The following is an 11,013-nucleotide window of genomic DNA, read 5'->3' as shown; positions in this document are numbered from 1 at the left end:
CCCCCCCCCCCCCCCCCCCCCCCCCCCCCCTTCTTCGCGCTTCCGGTGCCTGCGCGGACCTACCGGCGGTCAGCCGGCGAGGAGCCGCTTGACCTCGGCGGCGACGCGGCTGCCCTCGGCCCGGCCGGCGACCTTGGGGTTCACGACCTTCATGACGGCGCCCATGGCCTTCGGCCCCTCGGCACCGCCGGCCTTGGCCTCGGCCACGGCCTCGGCGACGATCGCGGCGAGCTCCTCGTCCGACAGCTGCTTCGGCAGGTAGGCGGCGAGCACCTCGCCCTCGGCGCGCTCGCGCTCGGCCTGCTCGGGGCGGCCGCCCTTGTCGAACGCGTCCGCGGCCTCCCGGCGCTTCTTCGCCTCACGGGTGATCACCTTCAGCACCTCGTCGTCGGAGAGCTCACGGGCGGACTTGCCCGCGGTCTCCTCGTAGGCGACGGCGGAGAGGGTGAGCCGGAGGGTGGAGGAGCGCAGCTCGTCACGCGCCTTGATGGCGGCGGTGAGGTCGTCGTGCAGCGTGGACTTGAGCGTGGTCATGCCGCAATCTTCGCATTCGGCGGCGGATGGCGCGCCGCATTAACGCTGCGGGGCGGCGGTCCGGGGCCCGTGCGGGCGCCGTCGGCCGCAACTCCCCCGGAGCGCCCGCGACATCGGCCCACAGCCCGGACCCTCACCCTCCGGAAGATATCCACAGGCCGTGACGGGGCGGTGCCAGCAGTCTGCGACCATGTACCCCATGCGCGCTCGATACGGAGTACCCCTGGGAATCGCGGCGGTCGGCGCAGCCGGCCTCGCCTACGCCGCAGGCTTCGAAGCCCGGTCCTTCCGACTGCGACGGGTGACAGTGCCCGTGCTGCCGGCCGGGATGCGGCCGCTGCGGGTGCTCCAGGTCTCCGACATCCACATGGTCTGCGGGCAGCGCAAGAAGCAGCGCTGGCTGCAGTCCCTCGCCGGGCTCCGCCCGGACTTCGTGATCAACACCGGTGACAACCTCTCCGACCCGGAGGGCGTGCCCGAGACGCTCGACGCCCTGGGCCCGCTGATGGAGTTCCCGGGCGCCTACGTCTTCGGCTCGAACGACTACTACGGCCCCAGGCTGCGCAACCCCGCCCGCTATCTGCTGGAGCGGGCGAGCGGCCGGCACGGCCTGAACGGCAACGCCCCGGTCGTCGACGCGATCCACAACCCCTGGGAGGAGCTGCGCGACGGCTTCGACTCGGCGGGCTGGGTCAACCTCACCAACACCCGCGGCGCCCTCAAGGTCGCCGGCTACGACCTCGCCCTCACCGGCCTCGACGACCCGCACATCAAGCGCGACCGGTACGCGGAGGTGACCGGCGGCCCCCGCGAGGACGCCGACTTCTCCCTGGCCGTCGTCCACGCCCCGTACCTGCGGGTGCTCGACGCCTTCACCGCCGACCGCTATCCGCTGATCCTCGCCGGGCACACGCACGGCGGCCAGCTGTGCATCCCCTTCTACGGGGCGCTGGTCACCAACTGCGACATCGACCCCGAGCGGGTCAAGGGCCTCTCCACCCACAAGGCCGGCGGCCACCGCTCCTACCTGCACGTTTCCGCAGGCTGTGGCACGAACCGCTACACCCCGGTCCGCTTCGCCTGCCCCCCCGAGGCCACTCTCCTCACCCTCGTCCCCCGGGACTGAGCCGCAGGCCCCGCGCCGCAGGCCCCTCGCCGCAGGCCGGGTCCGGGAAGGCTCGCGAAAGCCCACCCGTACGGTGGAGGGATGCTCGACCAGACCCCCTCCACCACCCGGAGCGACGCATCCGACACGGCGGACGCTCCCGGCCCCGAGGCCGCCCCGACCGGCCGCCGCCCCTTCGCGGCGGCCTTCCGCGCACTCGTGGCCCTGGCCGCATTCACCGGCATCGTCCTGGACACGATCGACTCGGACGACCTCGGCAGGCTCTTCAGCTACTTCACGATCCAGTCCAACATCCTGGTGGCGGTCACCTTCGCCTGGGCCGCCCACCGCGCCTGGACCGGTCGCCCCGCCCTCCCCGTGCGGATCACGGGCGCGGCGCTGCTCTACATCTCGATCACGGGCCTGGTCTTCCACTTCGTGCTCTCGAACGACTCCAGCGGCTTCGCCATGACCAGTGAGCGCACGCCCCTGGAATCGATCGCCAACCAGCTCCTCCACACCGTGACCCCGCTCGCGGCGGCCCTCGACTGGCTCCTGCTCACCGCGCCCGGCGCCTTCCTCCTGCGTCACGCCTGGCAGTGGCTGGTCTACCCCCTCCTCTACCTCCCCTTCGCCCTGATCCGCGGCGCCCTCCTGGATCCCGGCACCGACGGCCGCTACCCGTACCCCTTCCTGGACGCCGACCTCCACGGCTACGACGGCATCGCGGTCAACGCCGTCACCTTCGGCCTGGCCTTCTACGGCCTGGCCCTCACCCTGGTCCTCCTCGACCGCGTACGCCCCCACCTGCGCGGCTCCCGAAACCGGATTTCGCCTACGGGCTCCGGTCCGCTAAAGTAGAGCTCGTTGCGCCGGGACCTGCGAAAGCAGAGACCGGAGAGCATCGGGGTGTAGCGCAGCTTGGCAGCGCGCTTCGTTCGGGACGAAGAGGTCGTGGGTTCAAATCCCGCCACCCCGACAGAGAAACACCAGGTCAGGCCCAGTTCTCATGGAGAACTGGGCCTGACCTGTTTTTGCGTGTCCTCAGGGTGATCCGGGACACGTTTCCGGGCGTGGGACGGTTCGGTGTCGTGCGGGGTGCGTGGGTGGGGTGTCCTCTCCTGGGAGGGGACACCCCACCCGCGCGTATGCCCGGTCTCAGCTGCCCACGGTGGCGAGGGTGGCGGGGCGGGGCGGGGCGTTTACTGCTTCCGGGACTTCGGCTCCGGTCAGGGCCTGGATGACCGACCGGGCGACCTGGGTGCCGGCCTTCTCCTGGGCCTCGTGGGTGGAGGCGCCCAGGTGGGGGGTGGCCACCACGTTGTCCAGGGTGAGGAGGGGGGAGTCGGTGGGGGGCTCGGTCTCGAAGACGTCCAGGGCCGCGCCCGCGATGCGGCCGGCGCGGAGGGCGTCGGCCAGGGCGGCCTCGTCGATGATCCCGCCGCGGGCGACGTTGACGAAGTAGGCGGTGGGCTTGGCCTTCGCCAGCTCCTCCTTGCCGATGAGGCCGGTCGTCTCGGGCGTCTTGGGCAGGTGGACGGTGACGAAGTCGGCGCGGGCGAGGAGGTCGTCGAGGCCGGTGGTCTCGATGCCGAGCTCCGCGGCGCGCCCGGGGGCCACGTAGGGGTCGTAGGCGATGATCTCCATGCCGAACGCCGTCAGCCGCTCGGCGACCAGGGCGCCGATGCGGCCGAGGCCCACGATGCCGAGCACCTTCCCCGAGAGTTCGGTGCCGGTGAAGCGGTTGCGCTCCCAGGAGCCCTGCTTCAGGGAGTGGCCGGCCTGGGGGACGTTGCGGGCGGCCGCCAGGAGGAGGGCGCAGGTCAGTTCGGCGGCGCTGACGACGTTGGCGGTGGGCGTGTTGACCACGAGGACGCCGGCGCGGGTCGCCGCGTCGACGTCGACGTTGTCGAGGCCGACGCCCGCCCGGCCGATGACCTTGAGACGGGTGCCGGCTGCGATGACCTCGGCGTCGGCGCGGGTACCGCTGCGGACGAGGAGGGCGTCGGCGTCCCGGACGGCCGCCAGGAGGGCGGCGCGGTCCGTTCCGTCGCAGTGGCGGATCTCGACCCCTTCGCCCAGGGCGTCGACTGCTGCGGGTGAGAGCTGGTCGGCTATCAGCACAACGGGGTGGGTCATGAGCGTTCTTTCTGTCGGGTTGCAGCGGGTCGCGGGACTCACTGCCAGAGGACTGCGATGACTCCCGTCGTGAGGAACACGAGGGCGTGCACGGACAGCACTGTGCGCAGGACCCACCGGGTGTCCACGGGGCGGTCCGCGTCCGTGGCCTCGGAGGTCTGCACCACCGGGGTGGTGATCGTTCCGGTTGCTGTTCCCGAAGGCGACGAGGCCGGTGCGGACGTTCCGGCGGGCTCCGGCGCCTTGGCGGGCGCGGCCGGGCCCGGGGCGTTCTGCGCCAGCTGTGCGGCCAGGACGACGCGGGCGCTGGAGGCACCCGAGGCCAGGGCCGCGCTGACGTTCTGCACGGCGACGAGGTGCCCGGTGGAGTAGCCGAGGGCCTCGGCGGTGTTGGCCTGGCTGGCGGCGAACATCGCGTTGGCTCCGGTGTTGGAGCCGGCGAGGAAGCCGCCGACGGCGCCGATCCACGGGGCGAGCAGGAGGTAGGAGGAGCCGATCGAGGCGCAGGCCTCGGCGAGCTCCCGGCTCATGCCGGTCACGGTGAGCACGGTGCCCAGGGTGAGGAAGACGACGGTCGTCAGGGTCACCTGCCACCAGCGGCCGAGGGCGGCGACGGCGGCGGGGCCCAGGACGGGTTCCGTGGCGCCCAGCAGCTTCGGCGTGAGGACGGCGGTCACCAGCAGCCAGCCGCCGGGGCCGGCGACGACCGTCCACCAGCCCTCCTTGACGCCCGCGGTCTCCAGGGCCAGCCGGCTGACCAGGAGGCCGACGACGAGGAAGGCGTACGGGGAGAGTGTGCGGCCGATGGGCTCGCGCCCGGTCTCCGCGCCGTCCCGCTCCAGCAGCCGGGAGACCACCAGCAGGACGACCATGGTGACGAGTCCGCCGAGGACGCCGGCCAGCGGCACGCCGATGAAGGTGTTGACGGCCCAGACGGTGCCCCAGAGCGCCGCCACGGCCAGGAGCAGGTCGCCGGCCGAGGCCAGGGCCCGGCGGGCGCCGAGGGCGACGACCAGGGTCGCGGCGCCGCAGATGAGGAAGACGGGCGCGGACAGCAGGGCCGAGTCGATGCCCAGCTGCTGGAAGTCGACGTCGCCGAGTTCGGCGGCGACGAGGCTGCCCGGCGCCAGGGAGCCCCACGGCACGGTGACCAGTCCCAGGAGGCCGACGACGGCGGCCTTGGCCGGCGGCAGGCCCAGCTGGCGCAGGAGCGGGATGGCCACGATGACGCCGATGCCGAAGCCGGTGAGGGATTCGGCGAACGGCGTGACGCCGAGCATCACCAGCAGCACGGCCCGGCTGGGGGAACTGCAGGCGCTGCCTATCCAGTTGCCCATGCGGGACTGGGCGCCCGTGCGGGTCATCAGCTCGCTGAGCAGGATGCCTCCGAAGAGGATCGCGCCCAGTTCGACGGTGGTCGGCAGCATGTGCAGCTGGGCGTCGCCGAGGTCGCCCAGGGGGGTGCGGAACGAGGTGGCCGTGAGGACCAGTGCGGTCGCCAGGGCTGCCAGGCTTGCGTACAGGGCGCGCACGCCCAGGGCGAGGAGCCCCAGCGTGACGAGGATGGGGAGGGTTGCGAGAGCAGCGTTCACGTAGCCACCTTTGCAGATGCCATCTCTGCGGTCCTCGGGGGCAGTTCGGACAGGCGCTGCGCTGCTTCGAGCATGGCGGTGACACTGCGGTGGGCGTCCATCAGCGCCCGCGAGAAGCCGCCCGGCGAGGGCACGTAGTGGTTGTAGAAGGTGGTGCCCTCGGACAGCGGGCCGAGCACCCACATGCGCTCGTCCGGCTCGCCGTCGCGGCCGACCGGGTGCAGGCCGCGGGTGAGGTCGACGCCCCGGCTGCTGGTCACGGCCGGGCGGTGCCTGCGGATGATGCCGTTGCGGACGAGGTCCGCGAGCAGCCCGCTGCCCGTCCGCTCGACGTCGGGCTGGCCGGAGGTGGCGTGGACCAGCCAGTCGGCGGTGGCGGTGTACGGCGTGCCCAGGCGCGTGGAGGACAGCCGCCAGCGCTGCTCCGCGGCGTCCCAGGCCAGTTCGGGTTCGGGGCCGAACGGAACGGCGACGGCACCGGCCCGGAGCAGGGCGAGCAGTTCCTGATGGCGGTCGAGCTGCGGTCCGGTCACCGACCGGTTCAGGACGGCGGTGAAGGAACCGTAGAACTCCTCGTGGGACTTCACGTCGAGGCCGGCGAAGTCCACGGCCCGGCGGAGCAGTTCGCGCCGGTCGCGCAGCACCTCCAGAGCGGCCTTGAGCGGGCTGCCGGACAGGCCCAGTTCGGCCTGCTCCAGGTCCTCGGCGAGGCGCCCGGCGTACCAGTCCTGGTAGGCGGCGCTGTCGGGGAGTTCGCCCGTCTCGGGGAAGAGCAGGGCCTCCGGGTCGAGGAGGCCGAAGTCTCCCCGGTGCGCGTCGTCCAGCCGGTCCAGCTCGGTCTCCAGCCGTCCCGCCGCGAGGGCCTCGCGCAGGGTGGCGGCCGTACGCGTCTCCGCCTCGTCGCCGCCGAGCAGCCCGGCGGCACGCAGGTGGAACGCGATGCGCATCTCCGTGCGGACCAGCGGGAGCAGATCGCCGTGGAGGCTCATGCCCTCCTCCGGCGCGTCGGCCCGCAGGCGGTCGACGGCCTCGGGGGTGAGCACCAGCGACTCGTACAGCGGGCCCTGGCGGTTGGCCCGGGGGCGGGCGCGGAAGGGCAGTCCCGTGCGGGAGTACAGCAGGATGCGCGGCTCGGAGCCGCTGGGGACGTACTGCAGGGTCCCGTCGACGGTGGTGTAGCGGCCGCCGCGGCCGAGGGTGAGCGCGGCGAGGGCGTCCATGCCGGACAGGCCCGTGCCGGCGAGGGCGACGGTCTGGCCGGGCAGGATGTCCGCGAAGCGGCCCTTCGGCGGGTAGATGTCCCGGATCCTGCGGTGCTCCCCCGGTGACCGTTCCGGCGCGGGCGGGGCGGGCGGCGGGGTGTGGCCGGTGGTGAGGAAGACGAACGGGGCCGTCAGCACGGCGCCGTCGTCGAGGACGATGCGGCGGTTGCCGTCGGGCAGGACCGTCAGCTCGGTGGCCTCGCCGGTGTGGAAGCGGATCTCCAGGTGGTCGGGCGCGCGGTCCACGACCCGGCGCAGGAACCAGGAGAGGTACTCGCCGAGGATGCGGCGCGGAAGGTAGTCGTCCTCGCGTATCTCGCGGCCTACGGGCCCGAGCGTGTAGCCGTCCTCGGCCAGCCGCAGGCCCCGCTCGCGGACCCACTCGTAGAGGGTGGGGCCGCGGTCGCCGACGGTGTCGCCGACGGTGGCCTCCTCGGGGAACGGCGAGACCTGGTTGCAGGTGGTGTTGAGCAGCAGGTAATCGGGCTGGGCCGGATCGTGGATGCCCGTGGCGTCGCACAGTGGGTCGACGACGTCGACCGTGAACGGCCGCTCGCCCCACGCGGGGGACGAGGTGAGGGTGACGATCCGCTCCAGGACGCCGAGGCCCCGGGAGCCGAAGCCGATGATGCAGGCGCCGGGGTCCGTATCCGTATAAGAAGAGCCGGGGTTCGCATAAGAAGCGCCTGCAGAAGCACCTGCAGGAGAAGCATCTGTATAAGAAGGAGGGGGCAGCGCCATCGTCACCACCGCCGCGTCTCGCCGAAGAAGTCCGGGACGTCGACGGTCTCGCCGCTCTCGCGCGCCGTGCGGTAGACGTGCATGCCGACGGCCAGGTCGAGGACGCCCAGACCGAACGGGGAGAAGATCACCGGGCGGTCGCGGTCGGGCCGGACCTCGCCGAGGATGACCTGCGCGAGCGTGCCGTCGATGAAGTCGCGGTGCCCGTACTTCTGCTCGGCCAGGTGCGGGGAGGTGTTGGCCGTCATGCAGTGGCCGATGTCGTCGAGGATGTTCTGCGCGCCGAGGATGATCTCCGGGCCGATGTCGCGCAGGGAGACGTTCAGCACGACCTGGCCGGCGGCGAAGGCGGCGGGGTCGGTGACGTACGGCTCGCCGGCCGTCGTGGCGAAGACCACCAGGTCGGAGCCGGTCAGGGCGGCCGTCAGGTCGTCCTCGGTCGTGGTCCGGTACTCAAGCGACGACGCGGCGTACTCGGCGAAGGCCTTGCTGTACTCGGGCAGCCGGTCGTGGATGACCAGCTCGTCCACGGACCACTCCTGGGCGGTGAAGAACTCCAGGATGTTGCGGGCGATGATGCCCGCGCCGACGATCGTCAGCCGGCGGGCGCTGCGCCCGCCGGTCAGCTGCTCCGCGGCCAGGACCGCGGAGGCGGCGGTGCGGGCGGCGCTGATCTGGGAGGCCTCGAGGCAGGCGAAGGGGTAGCCGGTCTCGTAGTCGTTGAGCAGCAGGGCCGCGGAGGCGCGCGGGAAGCTCTTGTTGATGTTCCCGGGGAAGCTGCTGATCCACTTGATGCCGGCCACGTCCGTCTTGCCGCCCAGGTAGGCGGGCAGGGCGATGATGCGGCTGTCGGGCTTGTCGGGGAAGCGCAGGAAATAGCTGTTGGGGTTGACCGACTCGCCCGCGTGGTGGGTCAGGTAGGTCTCGCGCACCTCCGTGACGATCTGCTGCCGCGTGCGGCCGATGATGTCGCGGGCGGTCTTTCCGCCGATGACGCTGAACTCGAACATGGGTATTCCTGTCATCCCTTCAGGGCCGGCACGACGGTGCCGGGCATCGGATTCGGTGAGGTGGCGGAGTGTCCGCGCCGGTTCGGCACCGTGGCGTCGGCGCCGAAACGTTCCTGGACCCACGTGTCGTCGTAGATGGTGCTCAGGTACCGGTCGCCGAAGTCGGGCGCGATGGCCACGACGACGGCACCGGAGGGGATGTCGTCCCGCCTGCCTTCCACGGCGGCCAGGACGGACCCGGTCGAGCCGCCCGCCACGATGCCCCGCTGGGCGGCGAGGCGGCGGCACATGCGCACGGCCTCGGCCTCGGGGACCATGACCGTGTGCTCGATCTGCTCCGGGTCGAAGATCTCGGGCCGGCGGCTGGTGCCCAGCCCCGGTATGTACCGCCTGCCGGGCGGCTTGCCGAAGGTGACCGAGCCGACGGTGTCGACGGCGATCACGCGGGTGTGCGGGGAGTGCTCCCGGAAGTACGCGACGCAGCCCATCAGCGTCCCGGTCGTCCCGGCGCCGACGAAGAGGTAGTCGACGTCCAGCCCCTGCTTGACGATGGCGGCCGCCGTGCGCTCGTAGTGCACCCTGGGGTTGGCGGGGTTCGCGTACTGGTTGGGCCAGACCAGCGCGGGGTCCTCGGCGAGCCGACGGTGGATGTAGTCGATACGGGACTGCAGGAAGCCGCCGTTGGCGTCCCGCTGGTCGACGGAGACGACCTGCGCGCCGAAGGCCTTCATCAACGAGATGCTGAGGGCGGACGTGTTGGGGTCGACGACACAGGTGAAGCGGTAGCCGCGGGCCGCGCACACCGAGCTCAGCGCGATACCCAGATTGCCGGAGGAGGATTCGATGACGTGGCCTCCGGGACGCAGGACCCCGCGGCTCTCCGCGTCCTCCAGGAGGCCGACCGCGGCCTTCATCTTGATGGACCCGGCCGGATTGAAGCCTTCCAGCTTGAGCAGGACATCGACCCCCGATATGAAACCGGACAGGTCGAGGAAGACGTCGTCCAGGATCATCTCGTGCGTGCTCTGATAGATCATTGATCGCCTCGTAGATCGCCTCGTATTTCCGCGGGTGGGCACGGGAAACGACGGCACCCCGACAAACTTTCCGGAGCCTGTCCCTGAGGCCCAACTCTGCTCGGGTTGGACCTTGTTGACCATGAGATGTCCATGGCGAGAAGTGGTAGGCGACTTCTCGTCACCCCCGTCGGGCCGTTTGGTCCTGACAGGATGACTGGGCAGGCGGGCGCCGTGGGCTGCTGCGTGGCGAATGAGCCGAGCGGCTCGCAATCGGCCTTGCATCGCGGCTAGTTCGCGGCCGGTGGGCGGAGGTACGCGAAAGCAAGGGGCCGAAGGAGCAAGGGGCCGGAGGGCAGACGAGCGGGGTGGGCCGCCATCGAAATGGCGCCCCACCCCGTCGGGAAGCGGCCCGGGATCAGCCGCGTTCAGCCGGGATCAGCCGGATTGAGCAGGATTCAGCCGTGTTCAATCCGGGCAGGCCGGGATCGGGAAGTGCCCGGAGTCAGGAGGAGAGCGATCCCTTGACCGGCTGGTGGGTGTGCGACTCGATATCGCGCGCGGCATTGTCGAGCAACTTGTTGGTGAGATCGGAAAGTGCGCGGGCCGCCGCGAGTTCGTCGCCTATGGCGGGGTCGTTCTGGTCGGCCGGATTGCACCGGGCGACGCCGTGGCCCACCAGCTGCCGTTCCCCGCCCTTGCCGATCAACGTGGCGTCGGCGGTGACCTTGCGGCCCTCTTCGGTGATGTCGATCTGGGCGTTCCACGCCGTCTTGGTCGTCATGGCAAACCTCCTGTACCAGAGCGCCGAGCACGCACCTGGGCCCACTCTCCACGCTGGCACCGGTGCGGTCGCACCGCATCTCAGGACCCTGCCGCACAGCCGCGCCCGAGGGCCGACGGACCGCGTCGGCAGGTTACGCTCTGCGCTCACCTGGGCACCTTGTGTGTCATGAGTCATCTCTGGTCACGCACGCCGGTGACACCGGGAGGCCGCCTCGGCCCGGTGGCGCAGCACCCGGGGCGGTGCGACAGCCGGTACCTGCAGCGGCGGAACGCGCTGGTGAAGCTGGCCCGCGGGCACCGCGTGGGCGACCCGTCGCCCACGGTGGACTACACCGAGGACGAGCACGCGACCTGGCGGACGGTCCATGGCGCGCTGGCCAGGGCGCACCGCGCGTACGCCTGCCGGGAGGTGCTGGACGCCGCCGAGGCGGCTCCCGTGCCGGCCGACCACGTACCGCAGCACGCGGAGGTCGGGGCGCGGCTGAAGCCGCTGACGGGGTTCGAGTTCACCCTGGCCGGCGGGTTCGTGGAGAACCGGCGCTTCCTCGGCTCGATGGAACACGGCTACTTCCACGCCGTGCAGTTCGTACGCCATCCGTCGGTGCCGCTGTACACGCCGGAACCGGATGTGATCCACGACGTGTTCGGCCACGGCATCCACCTGGCGTCGCCCGGGTTCGCCGAGCTCTACCGCATGTTCGGCCGCACGGCGGCGCGGCTGACCACGCCCGAGGCCCTCGACGTCATCAGCCGCGTGTACTGGTTCACGCTGGAGTTCGGCGTCATGGCGGAGAGCGGGACGGCGGGGAAGGGGACGAGGGTGGGAGC

The 11,013-nt window shown here is 71.6% G+C and carries 9 protein-coding genes, 1 tRNA gene and 1 pseudogene; 4 read left to right on the top strand and 7 right to left on the bottom strand.

Going from position 1 to position 11,013, the window contains the following annotated elements:
• Nucleotides 1-69 precede the first annotated feature (69 nt).
• Nucleotides 70-534 (bottom strand): GatB/YqeY domain-containing protein, encoded by a 465-nt coding sequence (locus ACSNOG_RS29440; RefSeq protein ID WP_436755747.1) that lies wholly within the window; start codon nt 532-534, stop codon nt 70-72.
• A 199-nt stretch (nt 535-733) separates the two neighbouring features.
• Between ACSNOG_RS29440 and ACSNOG_RS29435 the strand changes: the two genes are divergently transcribed.
• The 3 genes from ACSNOG_RS29435 to ACSNOG_RS29425 all read left to right on the top strand — a co-directional run bounded on the left by ACSNOG_RS29435 (nt 734) and on the right by ACSNOG_RS29425 (nt 2,618).
• Complete coding sequence (locus ACSNOG_RS29435) at nt 734-1,660, top strand: metallophosphoesterase (protein WP_436755746.1); 927 nt, start codon at nt 734-736, stop codon at nt 1,658-1,660.
• Between the two features lie 81 nt (nt 1,661-1,741).
• Nucleotides 1,742-2,500, top strand: a complete 759-nt coding sequence (locus ACSNOG_RS29430; protein WP_436755745.1) for a Pr6Pr family membrane protein — start codon at nt 1,742-1,744, stop codon at nt 2,498-2,500.
• A 44-nt stretch (nt 2,501-2,544) separates the two neighbouring features.
• Nucleotides 2,545-2,618 (top strand) — tRNA-Pro (locus ACSNOG_RS29425).
• 221 nt (nt 2,619-2,839) lie between these two features.
• On the opposite strand, the pseudogene ACSNOG_RS29420 reads toward ACSNOG_RS29425, so the two are convergent.
• The 6 genes and pseudogenes from ACSNOG_RS29420 to ACSNOG_RS29395 all read right to left on the bottom strand — a co-directional run.
• Nucleotides 2,840-3,778 (bottom strand): annotated as a pseudogene (locus ACSNOG_RS29420) (hydroxyacid dehydrogenase); the annotation flags it as partial.
• 38 nt (nt 3,779-3,816) lie between these two features.
• On the bottom strand, nt 3,817-5,370 hold the full coding sequence (locus ACSNOG_RS29415) for an L-lactate permease (RefSeq protein ID WP_436755744.1): 1,554 nt from the start codon (nt 5,368-5,370) through the stop codon (nt 3,817-3,819).
• A complete protein-coding gene (locus ACSNOG_RS29410; protein WP_436755743.1) occupies nt 5,367-7,373 on the bottom strand; it encodes an FAD/NAD(P)-binding protein in 2,007 nt (668 codons plus the stop codon). The genes ACSNOG_RS29415 and ACSNOG_RS29410 overlap by 4 nt, the downstream gene beginning before the upstream one ends.
• A 2-nt stretch (nt 7,374-7,375) precedes the next feature.
• On the bottom strand, nt 7,376-8,383 hold the full coding sequence (sbnB, locus tag ACSNOG_RS29405; protein WP_436755742.1) for a 2,3-diaminopropionate biosynthesis protein SbnB: 1,008 nt from the start codon (nt 8,381-8,383) through the stop codon (nt 7,376-7,378).
• A gap of 11 nt (nt 8,384-8,394) precedes the next feature.
• On the bottom strand, nt 8,395-9,420 hold the full coding sequence (gene sbnA / locus ACSNOG_RS29400) for a 2,3-diaminopropionate biosynthesis protein SbnA (protein ID WP_436755741.1): 1,026 nt from the start codon (nt 9,418-9,420) through the stop codon (nt 8,395-8,397).
• Nucleotides 9,421-9,904: 484 nt separating this feature from the next.
• Nucleotides 9,905-10,183 carry a DUF1876 domain-containing protein gene (locus tag ACSNOG_RS29395; RefSeq protein ID WP_436755740.1) on the bottom strand — a complete coding sequence of 93 codons (279 nt, stop codon included), beginning with the start codon at nt 10,181-10,183 and terminating at the stop codon, nt 9,905-9,907.
• Nucleotides 10,184-10,351: 168 nt separating this feature from the next.
• On the opposite strand from ACSNOG_RS29395, the gene ACSNOG_RS29390 reads away from it, so the two are divergent.
• The coding region (locus ACSNOG_RS29390) for a phenylalanine 4-monooxygenase (RefSeq protein WP_436755739.1) at nt 10,352-11,013 on the top strand (662 nt) is incomplete at its 3' end.

This window comes from Streptomyces sp. URMC 124 (assembly GCF_051386455.1).
Taxonomy (GTDB): Bacteria; Actinomycetota; Actinomycetes; order Streptomycetales; family Streptomycetaceae; genus Streptomyces.
This window is presented reverse-complemented; position numbering and strand designations above follow the sequence as displayed.

Bases quoted from the DNA above. Each gene is read 5' to 3' on its own strand.
- ACSNOG_RS29440 (WP_436755747.1), bottom strand. From the start codon at position 534: ATGACCACGCTCAAGTCCACGCTGCACGACGACCTCACCGCCGCCATC.
- ACSNOG_RS29435 (WP_436755746.1), top strand. From the start codon at position 734: ATGCGCGCTCGATACGGAGTACCCCTGGGAATCGCGGCGGTCGGCGCA.
- ACSNOG_RS29430 (WP_436755745.1), top strand. From the start codon at position 1,742: ATGCTCGACCAGACCCCCTCCACCACCCGGAGCGACGCATCCGACACG.
- ACSNOG_RS29410 (WP_436755743.1), bottom strand. From the start codon at position 7,373: ATGGCGCTGCCCCCTCCTTCTTATACAGATGCTTCTCCTGCAGGTGCT.
- sbnB (WP_436755742.1), bottom strand. From the start codon at position 8,383: ATGTTCGAGTTCAGCGTCATCGGCGGAAAGACCGCCCGCGACATCATC.
- sbnA (WP_436755741.1), bottom strand. From the start codon at position 9,420: ATGATCTATCAGAGCACGCACGAGATGATCCTGGACGACGTCTTCCTC.
- ACSNOG_RS29395 (WP_436755740.1), bottom strand. From the start codon at position 10,183: ATGACGACCAAGACGGCGTGGAACGCCCAGATCGACATCACCGAAGAG.